Annotated in this window: 25 protein-coding genes; 18 read left to right on the top strand and 7 right to left on the bottom strand. The window is 50.7% G+C overall.

The window, feature by feature from the left end:
- Positions 1–101: 101 nt before the first annotated feature.
- Both CGC65_RS21455 and fucO read left to right on the top strand, forming a co-directional pair.
- Positions 102–668, top strand: a complete 567-nt coding sequence (locus CGC65_RS21455) for a TetR/AcrR family transcriptional regulator C-terminal domain-containing protein (RefSeq protein WP_002569785.1) — start codon at positions 102–104, stop codon at positions 666–668.
- Positions 669–901: 233 nt separating this feature from the next.
- Positions 902–2,050 (top strand): lactaldehyde reductase, encoded by a 1,149-nt coding sequence (gene fucO / locus CGC65_RS21450; RefSeq protein ID WP_002569784.1) that lies wholly within the window; start codon positions 902–904, stop codon positions 2,048–2,050.
- Positions 2,051–2,182: 132 nt separating this feature from the next.
- Here fucO and CGC65_RS21445 read toward each other — a convergent pair whose 3' ends face one another.
- Positions 2,183–3,280: a KamA family radical SAM protein gene (locus tag CGC65_RS21445; RefSeq protein ID WP_002569783.1), complete on the bottom strand. Its 1,098-nt coding sequence runs from the start codon at positions 3,278–3,280 to the stop codon at positions 2,183–2,185.
- A 215-nt stretch (positions 3,281–3,495) separates the two neighbouring features.
- Here CGC65_RS21445 and CGC65_RS21440 point away from each other — a divergent pair, with 215 nt between their 5' ends.
- The 13 genes from CGC65_RS21440 to CGC65_RS21380 all read left to right on the top strand — a co-directional run bounded on the left by CGC65_RS21440 (position 3,496) and on the right by CGC65_RS21380 (position 19,211).
- Complete coding sequence (locus CGC65_RS21440) at positions 3,496–4,296, top strand: DUF7402 domain-containing protein (protein WP_002569782.1); 801 nt, start codon at positions 3,496–3,498, stop codon at positions 4,294–4,296.
- A gap of 91 nt (positions 4,297–4,387) precedes the next feature.
- Positions 4,388–5,587: an MFS transporter gene (locus CGC65_RS21435; protein ID WP_002569781.1), complete on the top strand. Its 1,200-nt coding sequence runs from the start codon at positions 4,388–4,390 to the stop codon at positions 5,585–5,587.
- A 394-nt stretch (positions 5,588–5,981) separates the two neighbouring features.
- A complete protein-coding gene (locus CGC65_RS21430) occupies positions 5,982–7,646 on the top strand; it encodes a Na/Pi cotransporter family protein (protein WP_002569780.1) in 1,665 nt (554 codons plus the stop codon).
- Positions 7,647–7,949: 303 nt separating this feature from the next.
- Positions 7,950–9,080 carry a carbohydrate kinase family protein gene (locus CGC65_RS21425; RefSeq protein ID WP_002569779.1) on the top strand — a complete coding sequence of 377 codons (1,131 nt, stop codon included), beginning with the start codon at positions 7,950–7,952 and terminating at the stop codon, positions 9,078–9,080.
- 148 nt (positions 9,081–9,228) lie between these two features.
- The gene (locus tag CGC65_RS21420; RefSeq protein ID WP_002569778.1) at positions 9,229–10,089 is read left to right on the top strand and encodes a class II fructose-bisphosphate aldolase; all 861 of its coding nucleotides are present in this window, start codon (positions 9,229–9,231) and stop codon (positions 10,087–10,089) included.
- A 21-nt stretch (positions 10,090–10,110) separates the two neighbouring features.
- Positions 10,111–10,803 carry a D-lyxose/D-mannose family sugar isomerase gene (locus tag CGC65_RS21415; RefSeq protein WP_002578288.1) on the top strand — a complete coding sequence of 231 codons (693 nt, stop codon included), beginning with the start codon at positions 10,111–10,113 and terminating at the stop codon, positions 10,801–10,803.
- 161 nt (positions 10,804–10,964) lie between these two features.
- Entirely contained in the window at positions 10,965–12,083 is a 1,119-nt protein-coding gene (locus tag CGC65_RS21410) for a sugar ABC transporter substrate-binding protein (protein ID WP_002569768.1), read from the top strand.
- Between the two features lie 130 nt (positions 12,084–12,213).
- Positions 12,214–13,701 (top strand): sugar ABC transporter ATP-binding protein, encoded by a 1,488-nt coding sequence (locus CGC65_RS21405; RefSeq protein WP_002569767.1) that lies wholly within the window; start codon positions 12,214–12,216, stop codon positions 13,699–13,701.
- Between the two features lie 18 nt (positions 13,702–13,719).
- A complete protein-coding gene (locus CGC65_RS21400; RefSeq protein WP_002569766.1) occupies positions 13,720–14,688 on the top strand; it encodes an ABC transporter permease in 969 nt (322 codons plus the stop codon).
- A gap of 206 nt (positions 14,689–14,894) precedes the next feature.
- Positions 14,895–15,842, top strand: a complete 948-nt coding sequence (locus tag CGC65_RS21395) for a sugar ABC transporter substrate-binding protein (RefSeq protein ID WP_002569765.1) — start codon at positions 14,895–14,897, stop codon at positions 15,840–15,842.
- Positions 15,843–15,846: 4 nt separating this feature from the next.
- Entirely contained in the window at positions 15,847–17,160 is a 1,314-nt protein-coding gene (locus CGC65_RS21390; protein WP_002569764.1) for a sensor histidine kinase, read from the top strand.
- The gene (locus CGC65_RS21385) at positions 17,153–17,821 is read left to right on the top strand and encodes a response regulator transcription factor (RefSeq protein ID WP_002569763.1); all 669 of its coding nucleotides are present in this window, start codon (positions 17,153–17,155) and stop codon (positions 17,819–17,821) included. The genes CGC65_RS21390 and CGC65_RS21385 overlap by 8 nt, the downstream gene beginning before the upstream one ends.
- A 70-nt stretch (positions 17,822–17,891) precedes the next feature.
- Positions 17,892–19,211, top strand: a complete 1,320-nt coding sequence (locus CGC65_RS21380) for an ABC transporter substrate-binding protein (RefSeq protein WP_002569762.1) — start codon at positions 17,892–17,894, stop codon at positions 19,209–19,211.
- Between the two features lie 108 nt (positions 19,212–19,319).
- Here the strand turns inward: CGC65_RS21380 and CGC65_RS21375 are convergent, their stop codons facing one another.
- Positions 19,320–19,979: a trimeric intracellular cation channel family protein gene (locus CGC65_RS21375; RefSeq protein ID WP_002569761.1), complete on the bottom strand. Its 660-nt coding sequence runs from the start codon at positions 19,977–19,979 to the stop codon at positions 19,320–19,322.
- 20 nt (positions 19,980–19,999) lie between these two features.
- On the bottom strand, positions 20,000–21,007 hold the full coding sequence (gene asnA, locus CGC65_RS21370; RefSeq protein ID WP_002569760.1) for an aspartate--ammonia ligase: 1,008 nt from the start codon (positions 21,005–21,007) through the stop codon (positions 20,000–20,002).
- Positions 21,008–21,215: 208 nt separating this feature from the next.
- Between asnA and CGC65_RS21365 the strand changes: the two genes are divergently transcribed.
- Together CGC65_RS21365 and CGC65_RS32125 are read left to right on the top strand one after the other, a co-directional pair.
- On the top strand, positions 21,216–21,893 hold the full coding sequence (locus CGC65_RS21365) for a YHYH domain-containing protein (RefSeq protein WP_002569759.1): 678 nt from the start codon (positions 21,216–21,218) through the stop codon (positions 21,891–21,893).
- 7 nt (positions 21,894–21,900) lie between these two features.
- Positions 21,901–22,023: a hypothetical protein gene (locus CGC65_RS32125; RefSeq protein ID WP_007036992.1), complete on the top strand. Its 123-nt coding sequence runs from the start codon at positions 21,901–21,903 to the stop codon at positions 22,021–22,023.
- A gap of 64 nt (positions 22,024–22,087) precedes the next feature.
- Here CGC65_RS32125 and CGC65_RS21360 read toward each other — a convergent pair whose 3' ends face one another.
- From CGC65_RS21360 to CGC65_RS21345, 4 genes are all read right to left on the bottom strand, one after another.
- Complete coding sequence (locus CGC65_RS21360; protein ID WP_002569758.1) at positions 22,088–22,300, bottom strand: DUF3006 domain-containing protein; 213 nt, start codon at positions 22,298–22,300, stop codon at positions 22,088–22,090.
- Between the two features lie 26 nt (positions 22,301–22,326).
- Positions 22,327–23,481 carry a ComEC/Rec2 family competence protein gene (locus CGC65_RS21355; protein ID WP_002569757.1) on the bottom strand — a complete coding sequence of 385 codons (1,155 nt, stop codon included), beginning with the start codon at positions 23,479–23,481 and terminating at the stop codon, positions 22,327–22,329.
- Positions 23,482–23,570: 89 nt separating this feature from the next.
- Positions 23,571–23,999 carry an acyl-CoA thioesterase gene (locus tag CGC65_RS21350; protein ID WP_002569756.1) on the bottom strand — a complete coding sequence of 143 codons (429 nt, stop codon included), beginning with the start codon at positions 23,997–23,999 and terminating at the stop codon, positions 23,571–23,573.
- Between the two features lie 15 nt (positions 24,000–24,014).
- Positions 24,015–25,241, bottom strand: a complete 1,227-nt coding sequence (locus tag CGC65_RS21345) for a tetratricopeptide repeat protein (protein WP_002569755.1) — start codon at positions 25,239–25,241, stop codon at positions 24,015–24,017.
- A gap of 441 nt (positions 25,242–25,682) precedes the next feature.
- Between CGC65_RS21345 and CGC65_RS21335 the strand changes: the two genes are divergently transcribed.
- Complete coding sequence (locus CGC65_RS21335) at positions 25,683–25,925, top strand: hypothetical protein (RefSeq protein ID WP_002569753.1); 243 nt, start codon at positions 25,683–25,685, stop codon at positions 25,923–25,925.
- Positions 25,926–26,101 lie beyond the last annotated feature (176 nt).

Below are 26,101 nucleotides of genomic sequence, written 5' to 3'. Positions count from 1 at the left end.
GCGCAACCAGGGCTGCACTGCCTGTTGTGGCGCAGGGATATGTTACAAAATACACAGGTACCGGAGGGTTTCCGTGCAGTACCTGCCGCAGGAGGAATACCATGGCCGTTACAGGAAAGCAGGAGAAAACAAAATACAAGCTGGCTGAATCCGTTAAGGAGTGCATGAAGACAGCGCCCGTGGATAAGATTACGGTCAAAAATATTGTGGAGGGCTGCGGTGTGACCCGGCAGACCTTTTACCGGAATTTTCTGGACAAGTACGATCTGATAAACTGGTATTTTGACAAGCTGGTGCTTCAGTCTTTTGAGCAGATTGGCATGGGGCATACGGTGGGGGAGAGCCTGACCCGGAAGTTTGAGTTCATTCTCAATGAAAAGGTGTTTTTCACAGAAGCGTTCCGCTCCGATGACAGGAACTCATTAAAGGAACATGATTTTGAACTGATTCTCCAGTTTTATACGGACCTGATTGCAAGAAAAACCAGCCAGCCTTTGGGCCGGGAGCTTCAGTTCCTTTTGGAGATGTACTGCCAGGGCTCTGTATACATGACGGTGAAGTGGGTTCTGGGAGGCATGAAGGACACACCCCGGGAAATGTCGGATAAGCTGGTGGAAGCCATGCCGCCAAAGCTGGCAGAGGTGTTCGGAAAATTGAAACTGCTTTAAGCCCCGGAAAGTCCCGGATATCCCCAGCCGCAGCAGAGACAGAACATGGTGATTATGCATAATCCTAAATGGTGAAACTGCACAAAACTTAAAGGAAAGTGACAGACAGGGATGTTTGTCACTTTTATTTTAAAACAGGACTTGTTATAATATTAACAAAAGCAACCAGGTAAATCCACGGACACTTAAGATGGGTCCGGCGGCATACTGTCAATGTAAAGGAGAAGAAAATCATGGCAAACAGAATCGTATTAAACGAGACATCCTATCACGGCGCAGGTGCAATCCAGGAGATTGCAAATGAGGCAAAGGCAAGGGGATTTAAGAAGGCTTTTGTATGTTCCGACCCTGACCTGATTAAGTTCAATGTAACCTGCAAGGTGACAAAGGTACTGGAGGATGCAGGACTGGCCTACGAGATTTATTCCAATATCAAACCTAACCCGACCATCGAGAACGTGCAGACCGGCGTTGCGGCTTTCAAGGCATCCGGAGCCGACTATATCATTGCCATTGGCGGCGGTTCCTCCATGGATACCTCCAAGGCTATCGGCGTTATCATCACCAACCCTGAATTCGAGGATGTGAGAAGTCTGGAAGGCGTTGCTCCGACCAAGAATCCGTGTGTGCCGATTATTGCAGTTCCCACCACAGCAGGCACCGCGGCGGAAGTTACCATTAACTACGTGATCACGGATGTGGAGAAAAAGCGTAAATTCGTATGCGTGGATACCCATGATATCCCGGTAGTGGCAGTGGTTGATCCGGAGATGATGTCTTCCATGCCCAAGGGACTGACAGCAGCTACCGGTATGGATGCCCTGACCCATGCAATCGAGGGCTATACCACAAAGGGTGCCTGGGAGATGACCGACATGTTTAACTTAAAAGCCATTGAAGTAATCGCCCGCAGCCTGAGGGATGCGGTGGAGAACAAGCCAGAGGGCAGGGAAGGCATGGCTTTGGGCCAGTATCTGACCGGAATGGGATTCTCCAACTGCGGTCTGGGCATTGTGCACTCCATGGCTCATGGCCTGGGCGCTTTATATGATACCCCCCACGGCGTTGCCAATGCCATCATCCTTCCAACCGTCATGGAATACAATGCGCCATGTACAGGAACCAAGTTTAAAGACATTGCCATTGCCATGGGCGTGGATGGTGTTGAGAATATGACACAGGAGGAATACCGCAAAGCAGCAGTGGACGCGGTAAAGAAACTGTCCGCTGACGTGGGAATCCCTGCTGACTTAAAGGAAATCCTTAAGCCAGAGGATGTGGACTTCCTGTCACAGTCTGCCATGGATGATGCCTGCCGCCCGGGCAATCCAAAGGATCCGTCCTTTGAGGATATCAAGAACCTGTATCTGTCACTGATGTAATTACATATACAGCCGCCTACGGCACAAAAAGGCCGCAGGACATGCCCCTGTTAGGGTATGTCCCGCGGCTTAACATTTGCCTGCGGCAAAGTCCTGCATGGGCCGGGAAACAGTCTGCGGCAAAGTCTGTTATCACCCCTGCAGCCACGCCTGTCCAGGTGCCAATTTCTCGCAGAATATACGGCCCTGGTCTTTTTCATATTTTGCCTGATGATATTTAAAAAGCATGTTTTTGTCGGGCATTTGGCCCAGGATTTCGATTTTACCGGTGACGTGGGACATGGCGTAGCGGATGCATTTGCCCTGGCCGTTCTGCATGTTTTTTGCCTCTTCCACAATGCGGCAGCCCTCTGTCAAAGGAATCTGGAACTGACTCTTTACCCCGGATACGGGACGGCACTGGAAAATGTAATAGGGAATGACACCGTATCTTGTCAGATTCTTTAACAGGGTTCCGAGACTCCCTGCGTCATCGTTGATTCCTTTTAACAGAACGGTCTGGTTCTTTACAATGATACCAGCGTCCATCAGGCACCGGATCGCTTTTACTGCTTGCGGAGTCAGTTCATTTGAATGGTTAAACTGGGTCACCACATAGATTTGTTTGATTTTTGTATAGCGGGCCAGAATATCCAGAAGTTCCGGGTCATCATAAATCCGCATAGGCAGCACCACCGGGGTGCGGGTGCCGAAACGGATTAGATCCAGATGTTTAATGGAGCTGAATGCCTCCAGATACCGGCGTATGATTTGATTGCTGTTCAGAAAGGAATCCCCGCCGGATATGAGCACATTGGTTATTTCAGGGTGGGAGACGATGTAGGCAGCCATCTGGTCCACATTTCCGGCTGTTTCGCCGCCGGAGATTCCCACCAGCCGCTTGCGGAAGCAATGCCTGCAATACATGGCGCACCGGTGGGTGGACAGGATGAGCGCCGTCTGCCTGTACTTGTGCTGCAGGCCGGGCAGCACTGTGTTATCCGCCTCCCCGCTGGTATCAAAGTCCCCCGACAGGTCGGTTTCACGAATGGAGGGTATAGACATCCTGAACACAGGATCCTGTTCCGGATTGTTCCAGTCAATAAGAGACAGATAGTATCTTGTGACTGTCATGGGAAACTGTTCCAGGATTCGGGTCATGTGTTCTTCCTCCTGGCTGGTAAGCCTCATATACGTTTTCAGTTCCTGGGCGCGGGTTACATTGTTTCTCAATGTTTCATTCCAATTCATCCAAACATCCCCTTCATTCATTATTTTTTCCATTATACCATCAGCAATATCAGGTTCTGATGAATAAAAAGTGAAGGTTTTGTAAATATTAGAATATTCGCTAATGCTTAAAATATTATAAAATTTCGCCTTTTTTGTATATGGTATTCCCTGGGACTCCATGGTAGAATGAAAGAACCCAAAAGAAATTGTTGGAAAGAGGAGTGTGTAAATATATGGGAATGCAGATTACAGTGAAGGATAAAAACGATGCGGTAAAGGCGGAGGCCGCAGGCAGGGAACAGGCCGTACTGGCATGGAAGGGTGAGTATGAGGAGGGAGACAGGATTATATTTTCTCTTCCGGAAAAGAACCGTTTCTATATCATACGTGTGGATGATACCATGGATGAAGCCTTTATCTATGGGGCGGGAAATGAGCTGGTTTATGAGGTTCCCTTTGCAGAGGGTAAGACATCCTATAACCCCAAATCATTTACAGGAGAGCGCCACTATCTGACTATGCGGTATGCCAGGGATTATGAAATTAAATCATACCGGAATCTGGCCAAGAACGTTATGGACCAGCACAGGGGCCAGGAATGTTATCCCCACGCCCACGCCAATGTGGAAACCAGGGGAGAGGCTGTGTTTGCGGCCCGCAACGCCATTGACGGTGTGACGGCAAACCTGTCCCATGGAAAGTGGCCATATGAGTCATGGGGAATCAATATGCAGGACGATGCCCAAATGACGCTGGAGTTTGGCCGCCCCGTGGATTTTGACCAGATTGTCCTCTATACAAGGGCTGACTTTCCTCATGACAACTGGTGGGAGAAGGTGACCTTTACCTTTTCCGACGGAACCTCTGAGACAGTGGAGCTTGAAAAGAGCGTTGAACCTCATATCATCAGCCTGGAGCGCAGGGGTATCACATGGCTTACCTTCGGACAGCTCATAAAGGCAGACGATCCGTCCCCCTTCCCTGCCCTGACACAGATTGAGGTCTATGGCCGGGAGCATGAGGCCGCGCTTTAGGGCTTTGCCGGAAGCGGAATGAAGGAAACGGAATGAAGGAAACGGAATAAAGAAAACGGAATGAAGGAAACGGGGAGGAGGGACCGCATAAGTGGCCCTTAAAGATAATTACAACCAAACATTGAATGCCAGCTGCCTGGGATATGTGGTCCAGGCAGTGGTCAATAATTTTGCTCCGCTTTTATTTCTCACTTTCCAGAAAAGCTATGGCATATCTCTGGCGCGCATTGCTATGCTGGTTACGGTGAATTTTGGCATTCAGCTTGCGGTGGACCTGTTGTCGGCGCGGTTTGTGGACAGGATTGGATACAGGACATGCATTGTGGCGGCTCATGTGTTCGCTGCCCTGGGGCTGGCCGGGCTGAGCTTTCTGCCGGATATGGTTCCGGGACATTTTGGAGGACTGCTTGTGTGCGTTGCCCTGTACGCAGTGGGGGGAGGTATCATAGAAGTACTGATCAGCCCCATTGTGGAAGCCTGTCCAACGGCCCGCAAAGATGCGGCCATGAGCCTGCTGCACTCTTTTTACTGCTGGGGGTCCGTGGCCGTGGTGGTACTGTCCACTGTCTTTTTTCAGACAGCGGGTCTGAACAGCTGGCGGGTATTGGCCCTTCTCTGGGCAGCAGTCCCTGTTATGAACGCTGTCCTGTTTTCGCGGGTTCCCATTCTGGCACTGACAGAGGATGGGCAGGAGATGGGGATTCGGGGACTGTTAAAAAGCAGCCTGTTCTGGCTTTTTATTTTTATTATGGTCTGCGCAGGGGCATCGGAACAGGCTATGAGCCAGTGGGCCTCCGCTTTTGCTGAATCAGGGCTTAATGTGTCAAAGACAGTGGGAGATCTGGCCGGACCTTGTATGTTTTCAATTCTCATGGGCATATCCAGGGCAATGTATGCCAGATACAGCCAGCGCATCCGTCTCACCGCCTTTATGACAGGCAGCGCCGTTTTGTGCATTTTCAGCTATGGGCTGGCGTCCACTGCCGCCAGCCCTGTTCTGGGACTGGCCGGCTGCGGGCTGTGCGGGTTTTCCGTGGGTATCCTGTGGCCGGGAGCATTCTCGCTGGCGTCCGTGAGCTGTCCGCGGGGCGGTACTGCCATGTTTGCCCTGCTGGCCCTGGCCGGGGATCTGGGATGTGCCGGCGGTCCGGCGCTGGTGGGACTCATAGCAGGGGCATCAGGAGGTAATTTGAAGGCGGGTCTGGCCGCAGCCGGCTGGATACCGGCAGTTCTTGCCATCGGTCTTTTAAAAATCATGTATAATAACAGGAAAAAACAATATACTCAATAAATGGATAATGGTGCGGCTCTGCTGCGGGGAGATTTGTAAATATATGTATTTCCAGAAGAAATTTTACACATAATTTACATAGACTTTACATTACTGGCGGGAAACGATATTGACGACATATGAAATATCCCGTATAATGAGTATGTGTAAAGAAGTCGTAAAGAAATGGTAAATAATCAGGAAAAGAGGCTATAGATATCATGGGAAACGCCCTGTGTGACGGATGCCGCAAGAATATGATAAAGGAGGCATAACCTGCGATCGTTTGTTTGGGATGGCGGGCTATGCCATATTTTTGCCCATTTTTACCCGGAATCATTCCGGAACACATAAGGTTATCCGTAAAATGATAATATAGCAGAAGCTAATTTCCTCGGACAAAAGGAGAAAACACATGGGAGTAGAATTGGTTTTAAGCCTGCTGGGCGGCCTGGCCCTGTTCATGTACGGCATGCAGATGATGAGTACCAATCTGGAAGCTGTGGCTGGAAACCGTATGAAGCAGATTCTGGAGCGCCTTACGGCAAACCGTTTTCTGGGAGTGCTGGTGGGGGCAGGAATCACAGCCCTGATTCAGTCGTCTTCAGCCACAACCGTCATGACAGTTGGATTTGTCAACTCGGGTCTTATGACACTTAAGCAGGCTGTATGGATTATCATGGGTGCCAATGTAGGTACCACCATTACGGGACAGCTGATTGCCCTGGACATAGGAGCATTGGCTCCGCTCATCGCCTTTGTGGGCGTTATGTCCCTGATTTTCGCGAAAAATAAAAAGGTACAGCATGTGGGAGGTATTATTGCCGGTATCGGCGTCCTGTTCATCGGCATGGGCATGATGAGCGATGCCATGGTTCCCCTGCGGGATTCCGAAACCTTCATCCATATGGTGACCAAGTTTTCCAATCCCCTTCTGGGAATCCTGGTAGGAGCGGTATTCACAGCCATTATCCAGTCCTCGTCTGCGTCTGTGGGTATCCTTCAGGCTCTGGCTATGGGCGGCGTCATCAACCTTCACAGTGCCGTGTTCGTGCTGTTCGGCCAGAATATCGGTACCTGTATTACAGCGCTTCTGGCTTCTGTGGGAACCAGCCGCAATGCAAAGCGCACCACCCTGATTCATCTGATGTTCAATGTGATTGGTACGGCCCTGTTTGTGACCCTGTGCATCCTGACTCCTTTTACGGACTTTGTGGTAAGCCTGACTCCGGATAATCCGGTGGCTCAGATTGCAAATGTCCATACTATTTTCAATATCAGCACCACCTTGATTCTTCTGCCCTTTGGCGCCCTTCTGGAGAAGATTGCCATTGCCATTCTTCCGGATAAGGCAGTTCCTGTAAAGGATGCGGACCAGTGGTTTGAGGGGCTTATGGCCTCCAAGCACCACCTTGGTATCTCCACCATTGCGATCAACCAGATTCATGACGAGATTAAGGGGATGCTGGCAACTGCGGCAGAGAATGTATCCCAGAGCTTCAAGGCTGTGGAGGAGGGAGCTTCGGAGGGAATCCAGGCCATCGCAGACCGGGAAGAGGAAATTGATTTAAGCAATATGAGACTGTCCCAGAAGATTTCCAAGATACTTGTGCTGGACCAGACGCCCAAGGATATTGACACCCTGAACCGGATGTATACCATTCTGGGAAATATTGAGCGGATCGGTGACCATGCCATGAACCTGGCGGAGTATGCCGAAACCATAGAGGCAAAAGGACTTCAGTTTTCCAATTACGCCAGGAAGGAATTTGCTGTCATGGAGGAAACCTGCCGGGAAGGCATGGAGCTTTTGAAGGCGGCGGCTGCCGGGGATACGCAGTCCCCGCTGTCAGAGGTGGCTGAGATTGAACAGAGGATTGACGATATCACCCGCAAGTTCCGGCAGAATCAGATTGACCGCATGCGGGAGGGAAACTGCAATGTGGAGTCCTCCATCCTGTATTCGGAAATGCTGACCGACTACGAGCGAATCGGTGATCATATGCTGAATATTGCCCAGGCCTATGACGCCATAGAGTGGTCAGGGGACAGGGGACAGACAGCGGCGGCAATCGCGTAAGCAGTGTAATCGAAATATAGAATTCGCAAGTACCACTTGAATCCGTAGTGCCATTAGAATCTGCATGTATGGGTTAAATAAATAACCTTAAAGCCCTGGGGGCGCCGTGATATTCACGGCCCCTCAGGGCTTTTTTGCATTTTCGGCGATTTATTACTTTTGTTTTTTGTATAGTGCATTTTGCATTGTGCAATATGCACATGACAAATGTCATATAAAATATTACCTATGTAATAATTGCACACAAAGCATTGGATTTATTCATGAAAACTGCTATGATTGGGTGCGGAAGGGGGAAGTAAGATGGAAGAAGGAAATAAAAAGGTAGCGGTGGCCGGGCATATTTCCCTGGACATTACGCCGGTTTTCCAAAACAGCGGGAAGCAGAAGCTCTCTGAACTGTTTCAGCCGGGAAAGCTGCTTAAGGTGGGAAAAGCCATGATGTGTACAGGAGGAGCTGTTTCCAACACAGGCCTGGGTCTTAAACGTCTGGGTGCAGACGTGGTTCTGATGGCCAAAATAGGGGATGATTATTTTGGCAATGCACTGAAGGACATGATAAGCGCACATGGCTGTGAGACCTGCATCAGCCAGGTTCCTGGTGAGAATACGTCCTATACCATTGTACTGGCGCCCAAGGGACTGGACCGTTTTTTTCTTCACGATCCGGGCTGCAATGATACCTTTGGCTGCGGGGACGTGGACTTTGAAAAAGTAGGGGAGGCATCACATTTTCATTTTGGTTATCCTCCCATTATGCGAAGGTTTTATCTGGATGAGGGGGAGGAGCTGGTACGGCTTTTTAAGAAGGTAAAATCCATGGGGCTTACCACGTCCCTGGACCTGGTGGCGGTGGACCCGGATTCTGAGGCAGCAGGCATGGACTGGGCAAGGATACTGGAGCGGGTGCTGCCCTATGTGGATTTCTTCGTGCCAAGCATTGAGGAGCTGGGATACATGCTGGACCGTCCTCTGTACTGCAAATGGCAGGAGAAGGCAGGTGGCGAGGATGTCACAGGCATATTATCCCTGGAGGAGGATGTTAAGCCTTTGGCTGCCAGAGCGCTGTCCATGGGGACCAGATGCGTTCTCCTGAAATGCGGGGCAGCCGGCATGTATCTGAAGACCGCACCTGAGCCGGTATGGAGGAAATTCCTGCCGGAATTTACAGGATGGAATGATATCAGCTATTTTGAGGACAGCTATGTGCCGGACTGCATCCTGTCAGGAACAGGGGCAGGGGATACCAGCATAGCCGCCTTCATAAAGGCAATGCTGGACGGCTGCGGGCCCCTTGAATGCATCCGTCTGGCAGCTGCCACGGGTGCGTCCTGCGTCACGGCCTACGATGCCCTGAGCGGCCTGCTGTCCTTTGAGGAGCTGAGGCAGAAGATGGAAGCTGGATGGGAGAAGCAGAACATCATCCATCCGTGACATAAAAAAAACCATCTTTGCGGCCAAACAAAAGGAATGCCGCATAGGGAAAACGCGGCTTCCTCCGTAAGAGGCAGAAGAAGCATTACTAAGGAATATATTTCATTGTATGTCCCGGCCCAGGCTGGAAGAAAGGAGAATATATAACATGTTAGTTTCAATGAAAGCAGTTTTAGACCTGGCAGATGCAAAAAAAATAGCAGTCGGCGCCTTCAACATCACATCTCTGGAGGGGATTCAGGCCGTATTAGGGGCGGCTGAGGAGCTGGGACAGCCGGTTATCCTGCAGTTTGCGCCGGTCCATGAGTCCATTATCCCTCTTAAGGTCATCGGGCCGGTGATGGTGATGATGGCAGAGAAATCCTCTGTGCCTGTATGCGTCCATCTGGACCACGGCGATAAGCTGGAAATCCTCAGGGAAGCCCTGGAAATGGGCTTCACCTCAGTGATGTATGACGGCTCCGTTCTGCCCTTTGAGGAAAATGCGGCAAACACAAGGATTGCGGTGGAAATGGCCGGAGACTGGGGCGCTTCCGTGGAGGCTGAGATAGGAGCCATGGGAAGGCAGGAATTCTCAAGCGTGGGAGAAGGCGAAGAAGGGGAAGCTGTGGAGAGCTGCTATACGGACCCGGAACAGGCACGGGCTTTCACCGGGCTTACCGGGATAGACGCCCTGGCCTGCTCATTCGGCACCGTGCACGGGCTGTATCTGACCACGCCAAAGCTGGATTTTGACAGGATACGCAGGATACGGGAAAGCATCGGCATTCCCATCGTGATGCACGGCGGATCCGGGGTCAGCGACGAGGATTTTAAGAAATGTATTGCCAACGGGGTCAGGAAAATTAATTACTACACGTACCTTGCCAAGGCGGGCGGCATGTATGTAAAGGAAAAATGCAGGGCAGCCGAAGAATATGTATTTTTCCACGATGTAACCCAGTGGGCGGTCCAGGCCATGAAGGAGGATGTGCTCCACACAATCAGGGTGTTCTCCCATCTGGAGTAAGTCGGCAAAGGAGGAAAAGCCATGAAACGTTCAGAAATCAACAGGGCATTGAGGGACATGGAAAAGATGATTGACAGATGCTCCTTTAAACTGCCCCCGTTCTGTTATTTTACACCGGAAGAATGGAACGAAAAGGGCCATGAATACGATGAGGTCAGGGACAACATGCTGGGATGGGATATCACGGATTTTGGGATGGGGGATTTTGACAAGGTGGGATTCTCCCTCATCACCCTGAGAAACGGCAATGTGTCCATGGATAAGTACACGAAACCCTATGCGGAAAAGCTGCTGTACATGAAGGAAGGACAGTCTGCGGCCATGCATTTCCACTGGAATAAGATGGAGGATATCATCAACAGGGGAGGAGGAAATGTGCTCATAGGCGTATATAATGCCGGCAGGGAGGAGCTGGCTGACACAGATGTGCGGATACACAGTGACGGGCGGGAGTACACGGTTCCCGCGGGAACGCAGATACGGCTGTGTCCCGGAGAGAGCATTACCATCCAGCCTTATCTGTATCACGACTTCCATTTGGAGCCGGGCACAGGGCCGGTTCTGTTGGGCGAGGTATCCATGTGTAATGACGATAACCGGGACAACCGGTTCTATCTGCCGGCAGGCCGTTTTCCGGTTATAGAGGAGGATGAGCCGCCCTTCCGTCTGCTGTGCAATGAGTATCCCCCGGCGGGCAGTTGTGCAAAACGATGAAAATTTGCGGCGGCTGAACGGGAAAGGGCAAAAGTGATGATGAAAAATATGACAAATGTCATATGAAAATGATTACATTGTGCACATGTGTTAAAAAGAAAAGCGTGATAAGATTTGATTACAGCAAAAACAACAAAACATTTTGCAAAAGGAGGTAACTTATGAAAAAAAGTACTAAGAAGCTGTTGGCGGTAATGATGTGCGCAGCAATGGCAGGTTCTGCCCTGGCAGGGTGCAGCAGCGGGGACTCCCAGACAACGGCAGCAGCCACCGAGGCGCCAACCCAGGCCCAGACCACAGAGGAAGCCAAGGAGGCGGCCGCTGAGCCTGAGAAGGCAGAGGAGAGCAAGGAAGCCACAGAAGCGGCAGCTCCGGCAGCAGCCGATATGGCATCTGCTGATGTGAAGAAGAAGGACCCGGACAAGCATTACAAATTCGGTTATACCTGTATGGATGGAACCAACCCGTTCTTTGTCACCATTGAGAAGAGAATGAGGGAAATGGTTGAGGCCAACGGCGACGAGCTGATTGCAGTGGATCCCGCCAATGATGTCACTCTTCAGATTACCCAGGTAGAGGATTTGATTTCCCAGAACATTGACGCCATGTTCATGAATCCGGCAGAGGCAGAGGGAATCCTTCCGGCCCTGGATCAGCTTAAGGAAGCAGGAATTCCCATCGTGGGATTTGATACAGAGGTAGCGGACTTGTCCTACCTGATTTCCTACACCGGTTCTGATAACTATAACGCAGGCAAGGTCTGCGGCGAGGACCTTGTAAAGAAATGCCCGGACGGCGGGGATATCATTGTACTGGATTCTCCTACCATGAACTCTGTTACGGACAGGACAAACGGATTTTTAGATGCAATTGAAGGAAAAGGCTTTAACATCGTTGCACAGCAGGATGCCAAGGGCAATCTGGAAGTTTCCATGGGTATTGCAGAGGATCTTCTGCAGGCTCACGGCGATGTGGTTGCCATTTTCGGAGGCAATGACCCCACTGCACTGGGAGCACTGGCAGCAGCCAACGCAGCCGGTCTTACAGACTGTATGATTTACGGCGTGGACGGCTCTCCTGACATCAAGGCAGAGATGGCTTCCGGGGAATCCCTGATAGAAGGAAGCGGCGCACAGTCTCCTGTTAAGATTGCACAGTCCGCAGTGAATATCATGTATACATACTTAAACGGCGATAAGGTAGAATCAAGATATCCGGTAGAAACCTTCCTTATTACATCAGAAAATGTAGATAAGTATGGCACAGATGGATGGCAGTAAGAGATTAGTCTGAAAAGTGCTGGGCCCCTGCGGGGGCCAGGCACTTTTTATCTGACAGGCTCAAAACGCAAAAGCACGGCAGGAAACTCTGTCAGGAACCATATGAATAGAAGAACAGGCAGGTGAGATTATGAGTGAAACAGTTCTGCTTCAAATGAAGAACATCCACAAATCATTTCCGGGAGTCAAGGCGCTTCAGGGGGTGGACCTGGAACTGAGGGCCGGCGAGGTCCACGCATTGCTCGGTGAAAACGGGGCAGGTAAATCCACGCTGATTAAGGTTCTGGGCGGCATCTACATCGCAGAAGAGGGCGAGATTTTTATTGACGGACAAAAGGTAACCATTGACGGGGTAAATGCATCTCACAACAACGGAATTTCCATTATCCATCAGGAATTGGTACTGGTACCTCACATGACTGTGGCGGAAAATATCTTTCTTGGCAGAGAGCCGTCAAAGGGGCTATGGGTCAGCCATGAGACCATGGAAAAGGAAGCCCAGCAGCTGCTGGATACATACCACATGAGCATTGACGCTGGGACGCTGGTCAAGGACCTGACCATTGCCCAGCAGCAGATGGTGGAAATCGTCAAGGCCATTTCCTATCACTCCAGGATTCTTGTGATGGACGAGCCCACTTCATCCATATCGGACAAGGAAGTGGAATTTTTGTTCAGCACCATGAGAGAGCTCACAAAGAAGGGCGTGGGAATCATATATATATCCCATAAGATGGACGAGCTGGAGCAGATCTGCGACCGGGTTACTGTGCTGAGGGACGGAACCTATGTTGGCACCGAGCGGGTGAAGGATACCACAAGGGACCATCTCATTGCCATGATGGTGGGCCGGGAGCTGACCAAGTATTACACCAGGGATTACATGGAGCCCGGACGGGTGGTTTTAAAATGTGAAAACATTGCAGACGGAAAGATGGTCAAAGGGGCCAGCTTTGAACTGCGTGAGGGGGAAATCATTGGTTTTGCAGGGCTGGTAGGCGCTGGAAGAAGCGAGACCATGAAGTGTATCTTCGGACTGACGCCCGGCTGCACGGGTGAAATCAGCGTGGATGGAAAAAAGGCGGCCATCAAATCTCCCATTGATGCCATGAAGTTCGGCATTGCCCTGGTGCCTGAGGACCGGAAACAGGAGGGACTGTATAAGGTTCAGAGCGTCCGGTTCAACTCCACCATTGAGGTGCTGAAGAGCTTTATAAAGGGCATATGGGTGGATGCGGACAAGGAGGAGGAGATTACCCGGCAGTATATCGAGATGATGGATACCAAGACCCCGTCCCAGGAACAGCTTATCGGAAACCTGTCCGGAGGCAACCAGCAGAAGGTAATGATTGGAAGATGGCTGGCCACCGCCCCCAAGATACTGATTCTGGACGAGCCGACCAGGGGCGTGGACGTGGGCGCCAAGTCTGAGATATACGGAATTATGAATGAGCTGGTGAAGAAAGGCGTGTCCATTATCATGATATCGTCAGAACTGCCTGAAATTCTCAACATGAGCGACCGGGTCTATGTCATGTGCGACGGCCGGATAACCGGGTGCTTCAGCCATGAGGAATGCGTCACCCAGGAACAAATCATGAAGCTGGCGGCAAAGTAAGAAAAGGGGGAAAGTCAAATGACAACCAGATTGCAGAAAAATGTAAAACAATATTTCAAGGATAATATCGGCATCATCGGGGCCCTGCTTATTTTGTGTATTTTCTTATCCGTGTTTCCAAAGACCAGCGGCTCCTTTCTGACCCAGAAAAATATATTCAATGTGCTGAGACAGATATCGTCCAACCTGTTCCTGGCCTGCGGCATGACCATGGTCATTATCCTGGGGGGCATTGATTTGTCCGTTGGCTCCATCATCGCCCTTTCAGGCTGCTTTGCAGCCGGCTGCGTGTCCCGTTACGGCCTTCCAATCGCAGTAGGCGTGCTGGGCGGCGTGCTGGTGGGCACCGTGGTGGGTATGTTTAACGGCGTTGTCATATCAAAGACAACCATACCGCCCTTTATCGTGACCCTGGCCACCATGAATGTGGCAAAGGGACTGGCCTATGTATATACAGGCGGTTCACCTGTGCGTGTGGTTACAAAGGAATGGCAGTTTTTGGGAGCCGGGTACGTGGGCGGAGTCCCCACTCCGGTTATACTTCTGGCAGTGGTGCTGGTTATCACGGCCATTATCATGAATAAGACAAAGCTGGGGCGCCATATCTATGCGGTGGGCGGCAACTCCCAGGCAGCCAGATTCTCAGGCATCAGCACAGCCAAGGTTAAATTCCTGGTACATACCTATTCAGGAATCATGGCGGGACTTGCGGGCGTGGTTCTGGCCTCCCGTATGTATTCCGGCCAGCCGACGGCAGGAGACGGAGCCGAGATGGACGCCATTGCGGCTGTTGTGGTGGGCGGCACCTCCATGGCAGGCGGCTCCGGTAAAATCGGAGGCACCATCATAGGCGGCCTGATTATCGGCGTGCTGAACAACGGACTGAATCTGCTGAATGTAAATTCCTTCTGGCAGTACGTGGTAAAGGGAACTGTTATTCTCCTGGCTGTTTTTGTGGATTATCTGAGAAACAAAAAGGCGGAATAGAGCCTGGTTTACGGCAAAAGCGTTTCACGGCAGTGGGGCGCTTTTTGTCGAAGCCAAAGTTTTATAAAAAGTTCCTATGAAATATTACAGATTTGCATCTTTGAGGTATAATGAGGAAGGACCGGGCAGCCGGGGGCATGACCGGACAGCCGGGGATATGACCGGCAGCCGGGAAGTTAAGCCAAGAATAGGGAGGCGGGAACCAGATGAAGATAGGGACAGGTCTGTTAATCCTGACAGCGGGCGCCATGCTCCTGCTGGGGGGCTGCGGCCATGGGGATGCAAGCGGGCGCCAGCATGAGGCCAGGCTGTTCGGGGCCACCTATATGACCAGGAATAATCCGTATTTTGATGTACTCAATGAGGGGATTGAAGAGGTGGTGGAAGCCAACGGCGATATCCTGCTTACCCGGGATCCCCTTCAGGACCAGGAAAAGCAGAATGAACAGATTCAGGAAATGATAGACGAGGGCATCCAGATGCTGTTTTTAAATCCCGTGGACTGGGAAAAGGTACAGCCGGCCCTGGATGCGTGCAGAGAGGCGGGAGTCGGCATCATCAATGTGGATACGGTGGTGAAGGACCGGGACTCCGTAATTTCCATTATTGAAACGGACAATTACCAGGCGGGCCAGCTCTGCGCCCTGGATATGATGAAACGAAAGGACGAGGCTAAAATTGTCATCCTTGACAACCCTATACAGACCTCCATTACCAACCGGGAACAGGGATTTCTGGACACCATAGCGGACAATCACAATTACCAGGTGGTATACAGGGAAGCTGCGGCAGGCGAGATTGAGGTGTCATCCCATGTGATGGCCGACCTGCTGCGCCGTGACATCAGCTTTGACGTGATTTTGGGAGGCAATGACCCCACGGCACTGGGGGCTCTGGCAGCCCTGCAGCAGGCCAGGAGGGAGGAGGGCGTCCTGATTTACGGAATCGACGGCTCTCCGGATTTCAAGGCAATCCTGGATGTGGGCTATGTGACAGGAACCAGCGCCCAGAGCCCAAGGTCCATAGGAAGGAAGGCGGCTGAGACCGCATACCGATACCTGGACGGGGAGCCGGTGGAGAAATACATAAGCATGCCCAGCACCATGATTACGAGGGATAACCTCCACGAGTTTGAGATAGACGGGTGGCAGTGAGAAGATGGATACGAACATGGATAACAGGCGGGTACGCATCCTGCAGCTGGGCATTCTGACGCTGAATGTGGTATCTGTCATGGGACTCAGCATATTTATATATGCCACAATTGAAAATATACGGCGCAGCTATGTGGCCAGGGAGTTTTTAAGCGGCATCCAGGCCATTGTCTGGTATCCTTACTGGAACATCTGGCTCTGCGCCCTCCTTCTGGCTCTTCTGGCAGGCAGTATGTTTGTGCGGGACCGGCTGTTTCCGGACAACAGCAAGGTGATTCTTTTCAGCCTTGTGGCTGATTTTGCCATATGTTTTGCCATCATCATACTTTTGAATTTTAATTACAACGGAATTCTGCTGCTGGTGTTTTCCAATGTCATTCTCTATGCCAAGAACGGGAAATCCAGGTATTTTCTGGCGGCAGTGGCAATCGGCAGTTTTATACTGGCTGATTACGAACTGCTTTCCATTTCATACCGCCTGTATTCCATACAGGATTATATCTCATTTTACAATGCAACCACCCAGCAGTATCTGCTCAGCAGCTATAATATCCTGGTATCCCTGAATGTAATCATGTTCGTGGTGTACTGTGTGAACATCATCAACCAGCAGCAGGGAAATCTGGACGAGATACACGCCCTGAACGAGCAGCTTCAGGATGTGAATGAGCAGCTTCAGGAGTATTCCGTGATGGCGGAAAAGATGGCTGAGACACGGGAGAGAAACCGCCTGGCCAGGGAAATCCACGATACCCTGGGGCATACCCTGACCGGAATTGCTGCGGGAATAGATGCCTGCCTTGCCACCATAGGCACGTCGCCCCAGCAGACAAAGGACCAGCTGGAGCTTATTTCCAAGGTCACAAGGGACGGCATTAAGGAAATACGGCGCTCAGTCAGCCAGCTGCGCCCGGACGCCCTGGAGCGCTTCAGCCTGGAATATGCCATCAGCAAGATGGTATCGGACATGAACGCTGTGTCCGGCGCAAGGGTGTATTTTGACTGCCAGGTAAAGAACCTGAAATTTGACGAGGACGAGGAAAATGCCATTTACAGGGTTATCCAGGAGGGAATCACCAATGCGCTGCGCCATGGCCATGCCAGCCAGATATGGATTACCATAAAGAAGGAGGATACGGATATCCTTCTGCAAATAAGGGACAACGGAATCGGATGCAAGGAGATAAAAAGCGGATTCGGAACAAAGCATATGAAGGAGAGGATTAAGATGCTGAGCGGCGTTGTTACATTTGACGGCAGCGACGGATTTACTGTTAATGCAAGAATACCAATCCGATGGGGGGAGACTTATGATTAAAGTATTGATTGCCGACGATCAGGAATTGATTCGCCAGAGCCTGCAGATTGTGCTCAACAGCAGGCCGGACATAATGGTTACGGATGTGGCTTCCAACGGACAGGAGGTCATCCGCAGCGTGAGGAAGAATAAACCCGATGTCATACTGATGGACATACGGATGCCCAAGCTGGACGGTGTGCAGTGCACGAAAATCATCAAGGAAAATTATCCTCAGATAAAAATTATTATTCTCACCACGTTTGACGATGACGAGTACGTTTACAATGCTTTGAAATATGGTGCCAGCGGATATCTCTTAAAAGGCGTGTCCATGGATGAACTGGCCAATGCCATCACCACGGTGTATAATGGATGGGCTATGATTAACCCGGATATTGCAACCAAGGTGCTGAGGCTGTTTTCGCAGATGGCCCAGGCAGATTACAGCATACTTGTGGGCGATAAGAATGTGGATGAGCTTACAAAGACAGAGTGGAAGATCATAGCCCAGGTGGAAGTGGGGGCCAGCAACAGGGAGATAGCTGAGGCTCTTAAGCTGTCTGAGGGAACGGTGCGCAATTATCTCAGCACTATACTGAACAAGCTGGATTTGAGGGACCGCACCCAGCTGGCCATCTGGGCTGTCCAGACCAACGTGAGAAAGCGGCTGGGCACATGAGATTTGACCGGACCAGTGTACGGGGATCGGGAGAGGTCAAGATGTTGGCAGAAGGAAGGATGAGATTGGGATGAAGGGATGGAAATGGACACTGGGGTTGGGAGCAGCCGTGTTCCTCCTTGCAGGCTTCCTTGGATGTATATATAAGTACTATGAGAAGGAGATTGTCCTGGAATTCGGCATGTTCACGGGAAGCAACTGGGATGTGGCCAGTGCCAGCAGCTTTGTCATGATAGACAAGGCCATCGCAAAGTTCGAGGAGGAGCATCCCGGGGTGAGGATACATTACTACAGCGGAATCAGCAAGGAGGATTACTCGGAGTGGTGCGCCAGAAAGCTTTTAGAGGGAAAGATGCCGGACGTGTTTATGGTGCCGGACACGGATTTCAACCTGTATTCATCCCTGGGAGTCATGAAAAAACTGGACGAGCTCATTGAACACGACGCCGGGTTTAACCGGAATGATTTTTTCACTACTGCCCTGGATGCGGGAAAGTACGACGGACACCAGTGCGCCCTTCCTTATGAAACGGTTCCCGTCCTTTTATTTGTCAACAAGTCCCTTCTGGCGAAAGAGCAGATTGAGGTGCCGGGGGAGGACTGGACCTGGGACGATATGTATGAAATCTGCCGTAAGATAACAAAGGATGTAAACGGAGACGGACTGCTGGACCAGTTCGGAACCTATAATTACAGCTGGAGAAATGCGGTTTACACCAGCGGGGGAAGGTTTTATGATGGGCATCAGCAGCAGCTTCCCTTTACAGACTCCCATGTCCTGGATGCCATTAAATACATGAAGCGCCTCAATGACCTGAACCAGGGACAGAGCGTGACCCAGGAGGATTTCAACAAGGGGAACGTGGCTTTCATGCCCCTGACCTTTGCGGAGTACAGGACCTATAAAACATATCCTTACCGGATTAAGAAATATACCAAGTTCCAGTGGGACTGCATCACATTTCCCGCGGGCAAGGAGGGGGAAAACCGTTCCAGAGTGGATTCCCTTCTCATGGGAATCAACAGCAATACAAAGCATGAAAAGCTGGCGTGGGAGTTTCTGAAACAGCTGACGGGAAATGAAGAGATGCAGATGGACATATTCCGGTATTCTCAGGGGGTGTCTGTGCTCAAAAGCGTTACCGGATCCGCCCAGGCAGCTGCCATTATACAGGAGGACATGGACGAGGGCGAGCAGGTTATCAACAGCAGCCTGCTTTATAATGTAATTGAAAATGGGGTTATAGAGCCTAAATACCAGCAGTATGAGCAGGTCATGAGTCTGGCGGACGGTGAAATATCAAAGATACTCATGGAAAACAGGAACGTGGACAGCAGCATGAAGATATTCCAAAGAAGCATTACTAAGTATTTACAGCAGCAGAGGTGAGTTTCATGCATGTTTTATAAGAGCAATACAAGCGCATGGAAAGAAAGTCCGGGCCGTAATCATCGTTACATTGGTTTGTACAATGATTACGGCCCGGACTTGTTTTATTTATTTGTTCTTAGTATGGTATGCGGTGGGAAGGTTCCAGTCGTACTTGGTCGCCAGAAGGCGGATGAGCACCACCAGGATTGCGCTCAATATCATGGAGGCATCCCTGGAGAGCCAGCCGTTAAGGCATACATAGCACACGGCCCCGGCAATAGAGGCAGAGGCATACACATGCTTGCGCAGGATATACGGGGACTGGCCTGCCAGCATATCTCTCAGGATACCGCCGCCCACGCCTGTGAGGACGCCCAGAAAGATGGAAAGGAAATGATATTCCCCGTAACCGGCTGTCCCCGCGGTATTGATGCCGGTGACTGTGAATGCGCCCAGTCCGATGGCATCAAACAGGTTCATCATCTTCTCATAGGCCGAGATATACCGGCTTTCCAGTATCTGCTGGTTCAGCCACACCAGGATGAAGAGCACCATGGCCGTGAGAAAGGCGGTGTACACGTAAACCGGGTTCATGAACAGGCTGGGCGGGACGATGCCCAGTAGGATGTCCCTGAGCATACCGCCGCCAACGGCAGTGGTGACGCCAAGGACCACCACTCCCAGCAGATCCAGACGCTGCTTGATGGCTACCAGGGCACCGGAGGACGCAAAGGCCACGGTACCGATTATTTCGATGATAAAAAAGATTGAGATATTCGATTCCATAATACGCTCCCAGCCAATGGCTACAGCAGATAAATCTTGTTCTCCCCGCAGATATCGCGCATTTTTTGGGGCCAGATACTGGCCTGTACTTCACCGATATGGGCGCGGTCCAAAAGCAGCATGCACAGACGTGACTGTCCGATACCGCCGCCAATGGTGTAGGGAAGCTCGCCGTTTAAAAGCATTTTATGATAGGGAAGGCTGCGGCGGTCCTCACATCCCGCCTTCTTCAGCTGGTATTCCAGGGCAGCCTCATCCACGCGGATACCCATGCTGGAGATTTCCAGGGCGCACTGCAAATGCTCAAACCAGAAAAGAATATCGCCGTTCAGCTTCCAGTCGTCATAGTCAGGCGCACGTCCGTCATGGGGCTTGCCGCCGGCCAGTTTGTCGCCAATCTGCATCAGGAACACACAGCCGTGCTCCCTGGTAATCAGGTTTTCCCTTTCCTTAGGAGTGTTATCAGGATACAGGTCCTCAAGCTCCTGGCTGGTGATGAAGTAAATATCTTTGGGAAGATGTTTGACAGCCTCCGGGTATTTATACCACACTTCATGCTGCATGTGCTTGATAATTTTGAAGATCTCCCGCACCGTATCCTTCAGGGTGTCCAGGGTGCGCTGCTCCTTTGTAATGACACGTTCCCAGTCCCACTGGTCCACATAACAGGAGTGAAGGTTATCCAGCTCCTCGTCCCTGCGGATGGCGTTCATGTTGGTGTAAAGTCCCTCGCCTGGCTTAAAGCCGTATTTCTTTAATGCCATACGTTTCCATTTTGCCAGAGAATGCACCACCTCCAGGGTTTCGCCGGGTAGCCCCAGCATATCAAAGGAAACAGGACGCTCGGTGCCGTTTAAGTTATCATTAAGTCCGCTGCTCTTTTCCACGAATAAGGGAGCGGAGATACGTTCAAGGTGCATCTCCCTGCCCATTTCCTTCTGGAAGGTATCGCGTATGTATTTGATTGCGTCCTGGGTCTCCCGTATGGAGAGGCGGGGATCGTAATCTTTAGGTATGATTAGTTCCATTTTAAAAACCTCCAAACTAGTTGAATTCATTACATATGTTTCTTATGGTATCATCATTGGGAAAAACGTGCAAGTGCTTCCACCAATTTTTTATGCCGGAAATGGCCTGAAAATGAGAAAATCCCCTGGAAAGATGCTGAAATACGGAGTTACACACAGATAAAAACATGGTAAAATAGAGTTAAAAATGAAATCGGGAGGTAATGAGATGAAACGTACAGTAAAGGTATGGGTGGCAGCGGTCATGAGCGGAGTGCTTCTGGCAGGAGGCGCGGCAATGACGGGACAGGCCCCGTGGGGAATGGAGGCCCAGGCTCATTCAGGCAGAACCGATGCCAGCGGAGGACACCGGGATAACAAGAATGCCAGCGGGCTGGGAAGCTATCACTACCACTGCGGAGGTCATCCGGCACACCTGCATCCCAATGGAGTGTGTCCCTATGCAGGAGGCGGGGAAAGTACCCAGACCCAGACCCGGGCCCAGACAAAAACCCAGACACAAGCCCAGACCCAGGCTCAAGCACCGGCCCAGACCCAGGCCCAGGCACCGGCCCAGGCGCAGACTCAGCCACAGGAACAGGCAGTGGTCCGGGCAGCTTCCGGGGCAGGAGAAGCTTCAGGTACTTCGGGCTGGCATCAGAATGGGGCATACTGGAACTATATCTGCGAGGACGGAACCCGTGTGATTGGATGCTGGAAGCAGATTGACGGCGTATGGTACTCGTTTGACGGTGACGGAAACATGAGGACCGGATGGTACGGGGAAAATGGTTCTCTCTATTACCTGGGAACAGACGGGAAGATGGCTGTGGGAACCTGTGTGGTTGATGGAAAGGAATACCAGTTTGACCAGGACGGGAAAATGATATCGCCGGATAACAGGTAGGGTATGGATGAATGGATGGAAGTATGACAGGAAGTACGGCAGGAAGTATGACAGGAAGGACAGCAGGAAGTATGGCAAGAACGACAGGAAGTATGGCAGGAGTATAACGGGTAACTTAACAGGAGCATAACAGAAAAGGCGGGCCCCATTGGCATAGACAATACGGGCCCGCAGTCATTTGTCATTTTTTGATTTTATTCAAACAGATCCATAAGCTTCTTCTTCATTTCACGCCGTCTTTTATCTGTTTCTTCGGAATCCAGGAAAAACCTGCCTTCCTCTTCTCTCAGCACGTCGCCTTCCTTAACTTCCTTTGGAAGATGGCTGACGGGAACAGAGATGCGTTTCCTTAATTCAGTTTCACATATGGCCAGACCCTCTTCCAGCCGGTCGATGATATATTTCATATAAAAATCCTTTCTGTGGGTTTGGTTTAAGGCTTGCACTGCTTACAGGGTTCATACCCCTCCTGTACCAGTTCATCCCTGGATGCTGCCACGTCTTTGCGGTTCTCAGGTTTCATCTGGGTGGCAGAGGCGCAGTCGGGGCGGTGGAATTTGCCTGTGTTGGTATTTATGACATAGCTGGAGCGTGTGGAGGGATTGCCGGCCTCATTTTCAGCAGCGGCCCCGTTGTCAGTATCTGGGATAGCGGCTGTCTGATTGCCGCCGCTGCCGGCGCTGGTGCCGGGAACCGCGGCAGTGCCGGTACTCCATGTAATTGTCTTGCCGTCACTGAATGCGGTAATGGTTCCCTCCTCGTCTGTGCGCAGTACCTGGCAGCCTGCCTTCTTAAGCTTTTCCATGGTTTCCTTATGTGGATGGCCGTAGGAGTTGCCCTTTCCGCACTGGATTACCACCCAGGAGGGGGATACCTTTTTCAGAAATGCGTCACTGGTGGAGGTGCTGCTGCCGTGATGACCTGCCTTCAGAACATCTGCTTTTAGCACTGCGCCGTTTTTGATAATATCTTCTTCAGCCTGATTCTCTGCGTCACCGCACATGACAAAGCTGTTATCGCCGTAAGTAAGGCGTACGCCCACGGACCAGTTGTTCAGGTCGCTGCCATAGTCTTTTACAGGGGAGAGTATGGTGAAGGAGGCGTCTCCCAAATCATAGGAATCCCCGGGGGTGGGTTTTGTGATTTTAAGTCCCCTGGAGGCAATGGAGTCAAGTACGTCCTCAAAGGTTTTTGTGGTGTGCTCCACAGGTGGCAGAATGACCTTGTCAACGGGAAAGGTATCAATGACCTTGTCCAGGCCCCCGATATGGTCGGAGTGAGGATGGGTGCCAATTACATAGTCCAGCTTTGTTACGCCCTGTGCTTTTAGATAAGAGATTACGGTGCCGGCCTGGTCATTTTCACCTGCATCAATAAGCATGTAGTGTCCGTCTGATTCGGCCAGTATACTGTCGCCCTGGCCCACATCAATAAAATGCACAGCCAGTCCATAACCGGATGGCGCGGTTATGGATGAACCCTTATCCGGTGAAAAAGAGGGGGAGGAATCCGTGCATCCTCCCAGCAAAAGAGATATTGCACATAAAATGGATATTATCAATATTCGGATATTCTTTAATTTTGTCATAAACTAGTCAGCCTTCCTGTCTTAATAATTACATATATACATGTGAGGATAATCCCTTTGGATAACAGCATCGCCTACAGATGCCGTCATTACCGGGAATCCTGCGCCTGGACCGCGCTGCAGAATGCGGTGTCCCACTGAGGGTAGGAACGTTTTAAGGATACAGGTCTGCCGCCTGTATCCAGGAAACAATGCCTGCTCTCGCCGGTGGTTTTGAGTTCACCGGTGGCTGCATCGCGCATCTCATAACCAAGGGTCATGCGGATGGCATTATATTCCTTTACCCATACATGTATCTTTACATGGTCATCAAAACGTACCATGGACCTGTACTGGCAGTGCACCTCCAGAACCGGGCTCATGATGCCGGATGCTTCCATGGCCTTATACCCGCAGCCCATCTGTTCCATTAAGTTTACCCTTGCCTCCTCCATCCAGCGGATGTAGTTGGAATGGTGCACACAGCCCATCTGATCGGTCTCGTAATACTGTGCGTGATGTTCGTAGTCTTTAAACATAGTTACCTCCTGGTTTTATTCGGAATCCATTTGATCCTGATACCATAATTCAAATCCTTCATCTGTCATATCCCTGGTATCTGTCTGGTAGTAGCCTTTCAGCTGTTCTTTGAATTGTTCCAGGTCCTCGCGGCAGTTGTGCGTGGGGAATCCGGATGTTTCCAGCAGACGGCATGCCGTGACAGAATGCAAGATAGCCTTGTCCAGACTGTCCTCTGATTCAGCGTATACGGAAGCCAGGGTATTCTGGACATTGGATTCAGCATAGGCATTGTCGCCATCCTGGTTAACAAACTCCAGCGCCTTGTCAAGGGCGGCCAGTGCAGGAGAATACTCTCCGCGCTCATGGTACATCTGTCCCATATTGTAGAAAGCCACCCCTTTTGTGTAGGAGTCGGCTGTTTCCGACCCGGAAGCCTTGCCATAAAAATGTTTTGCGGCATCATAATCCTTTAAAGCATTATAAATCCTTGCTATACGGATGTAGGACCAGGTCTGGTCGCTTCCATTGGATTCCTGGATCTCCAGGGCCTGCTGATAATTCTCCAGGGCCTTTTCATAGTCCTCGGTTTTCTTGTACGCGTCTCCTAAATCGGATAGAAAAATGGCTGTATACTCAGAGTCCTTTCCGCAGGCCTTTTTTATAGCCTTCAGACCTTTTTCATAATAGTTCAGGGCCTCGTCCATATGGCCGGCGTCCTTACAGACGTCGGCCATGGTGTTATAATCCCATGCCAGTTCTTCTGTATTGGAAGTCCTCTTGTCCACATCCGCGCACTCCTTCAGATAGAGAAGGGCCTGGTCATAGTTTTCCAGTTTATAGTATGCCATACCCAGGTTAAAATAGAGCGGACCGTTGGCCGGTTCATACCGCTTGCCGTTTGAAAAAACTTCGTCCACCTTTTCCTGGTAATAATCAGCAGCCTCCTGATATCTTCCTTCCTCGTAATACTGGCTTCCCAGGTTAACCTCCGGCTCCGGACCCATATAAAAGGTGAGGGTTGAATGTCTGTAGTTACAGGACCTGGACATGAAGATGAAGCACAGGAGAAGAATCACTCCCAGTACGCATTTGGCAGCGGCAGACCCCTCTTTATAGTGTGACATATCAATCTCCATTCCATCCGGAAGCTCATGGGAACTGTCTGAAAGCTCACGGGAACCGTCCGGCACGCCCTGGGTTTCGTTCAATCCTTCGTCTTGGTTTTGGCATACATCAGGCCCTTTATCTGTCTCATTCATTATTGTTTTCCTTTCCGGCAATATGGCGGCACATGGAAGTCATGGAAGTATTATACCATGAAATTTTCCAAAAGACGAGTAGGCGGAAACAGATGTTTGCATGGGCTTCTCTTTATGGGCTTCTCTTTATGGGACTCTCTTTATGGGACTCTCTTTATGGGACTCTCTTTATGGGCCTCTTTTTATCTGCCCTCTGCGGCTGCCCTTTTGTCCGGCTTACCGGAGCTGCCGGGCTTTGGATGATTCCGTTGATTTACCGGCTGCAAGGAGAGCTTACCTGACCCGGGACAGCGAACCTAAACCCGGAGCGGATTTTATACAGCTTATGTATATTTTGAAATTTGCTTACATATACTGGTAATAAATGGACCTGTCCTCCGAACAGATACCCGGAAGCAGATTCAGACCAGATATTATCAAAAAGAAAAGGAGCGCACGTTTATGGCACGGGGAGTAAGAAAGTCACCGGTTGAAAAAATGCAGGGAGAGCTGGCGGATGTACAAGCATCCATAGCACAGTATGAAAGCTGTCTGGAAACCATGAGAGAAAAGGAAAAGGCACTGATGGAACATATCCAGCTGGAGGAATTTAAGGTGGTCAACGAGATGTTAAAGGAACGGGACATGACCATAGATGATTTAAAAGAAATGCTGGCAGGAGGGGACGTGACGCTCAGCGCATGATACATGAAAACCTGTATAAGCGGTAAGTTGGGAAACATTCGGATTGGGCAGCCGGCAGGCGGAATGGGTTTTCCAAGGGGCACCCTTTGGCACACGGCTTTGGGCGAAGTAAGCGTATTATGCGCTCTGCCGGCGTTGCCGTGAAAATACCGCTGCCGCAGGCGCAGGTCTGGTTT

Origin of the sequence: Enterocloster bolteae, assembly GCF_002234575.2 — a bacterium.
GTDB lineage: Bacteria > Bacillota > Clostridia > Lachnospirales > Lachnospiraceae > Enterocloster > Enterocloster bolteae.
The sequence above is the reverse complement of the archived record's forward strand: the minus strand, read 5'-3'. Positions and strand labels throughout refer to the sequence as shown.

Bases quoted from the DNA above. Each gene is read 5' to 3' on its own strand.
- fucO (WP_002569784.1), top strand. From the start codon at position 902: ATGGCAAACAGAATCGTATTAAACGAGACATCCTATCACGGCGCAGGT.
- CGC65_RS21385 (WP_002569763.1), top strand. From the start codon at position 17,153: ATGATTAAAGTATTGATTGCCGACGATCAGGAATTGATTCGCCAGAGC.
- CGC65_RS21445 (WP_002569783.1), bottom strand. From the start codon at position 3,280: ATGAATTGGAATGAAACATTGAGAAACAATGTAACCCGCGCCCAGGAA.
- CGC65_RS21415 (WP_002578288.1), top strand. From the start codon at position 10,111: ATGAAACGTTCAGAAATCAACAGGGCATTGAGGGACATGGAAAAGATG.
- CGC65_RS21335 (WP_002569753.1), top strand. From the start codon at position 25,683: ATGGCACGGGGAGTAAGAAAGTCACCGGTTGAAAAAATGCAGGGAGAG.
- CGC65_RS21410 (WP_002569768.1), top strand. From the start codon at position 10,965: ATGAAAAAAAGTACTAAGAAGCTGTTGGCGGTAATGATGTGCGCAGCA.
- CGC65_RS21355 (WP_002569757.1), bottom strand. From the start codon at position 23,481: ATGACAAAATTAAAGAATATCCGAATATTGATAATATCCATTTTATGT.
- CGC65_RS21365 (WP_002569759.1), top strand. From the start codon at position 21,216: ATGAAACGTACAGTAAAGGTATGGGTGGCAGCGGTCATGAGCGGAGTG.
- CGC65_RS21395 (WP_002569765.1), top strand. From the start codon at position 14,895: ATGAAGATAGGGACAGGTCTGTTAATCCTGACAGCGGGCGCCATGCTC.
- CGC65_RS21455 (WP_002569785.1), top strand. From the start codon at position 102: ATGGCCGTTACAGGAAAGCAGGAGAAAACAAAATACAAGCTGGCTGAA.
- CGC65_RS21380 (WP_002569762.1), top strand. From the start codon at position 17,892: ATGAAGGGATGGAAATGGACACTGGGGTTGGGAGCAGCCGTGTTCCTC.
- CGC65_RS21405 (WP_002569767.1), top strand. From the start codon at position 12,214: ATGAGTGAAACAGTTCTGCTTCAAATGAAGAACATCCACAAATCATTT.
- CGC65_RS21390 (WP_002569764.1), top strand. From the start codon at position 15,847: ATGGATACGAACATGGATAACAGGCGGGTACGCATCCTGCAGCTGGGC.
- CGC65_RS21440 (WP_002569782.1), top strand. From the start codon at position 3,496: ATGGGAATGCAGATTACAGTGAAGGATAAAAACGATGCGGTAAAGGCG.
- CGC65_RS21400 (WP_002569766.1), top strand. From the start codon at position 13,720: ATGACAACCAGATTGCAGAAAAATGTAAAACAATATTTCAAGGATAAT.
- CGC65_RS21345 (WP_002569755.1), bottom strand. From the start codon at position 25,241: ATGAATGAGACAGATAAAGGGCCTGATGTATGCCAAAACCAAGACGAA.
- asnA (WP_002569760.1), bottom strand. From the start codon at position 21,007: ATGGAACTAATCATACCTAAAGATTACGATCCCCGCCTCTCCATACGG.
- CGC65_RS21350 (WP_002569756.1), bottom strand. From the start codon at position 23,999: ATGTTTAAAGACTACGAACATCACGCACAGTATTACGAGACCGATCAG.
- CGC65_RS21375 (WP_002569761.1), bottom strand. From the start codon at position 19,979: ATGGAATCGAATATCTCAATCTTTTTTATCATCGAAATAATCGGTACC.
- CGC65_RS32125 (WP_007036992.1), top strand. From the start codon at position 21,901: ATGAATGGATGGAAGTATGACAGGAAGTACGGCAGGAAGTATGACAGG.
- CGC65_RS21425 (WP_002569779.1), top strand. From the start codon at position 7,950: ATGGAAGAAGGAAATAAAAAGGTAGCGGTGGCCGGGCATATTTCCCTG.
- CGC65_RS21360 (WP_002569758.1), bottom strand. From the start codon at position 22,300: ATGAAATATATCATCGACCGGCTGGAAGAGGGTCTGGCCATATGTGAA.
- CGC65_RS21420 (WP_002569778.1), top strand. From the start codon at position 9,229: ATGTTAGTTTCAATGAAAGCAGTTTTAGACCTGGCAGATGCAAAAAAA.
- CGC65_RS21430 (WP_002569780.1), top strand. From the start codon at position 5,982: ATGGGAGTAGAATTGGTTTTAAGCCTGCTGGGCGGCCTGGCCCTGTTC.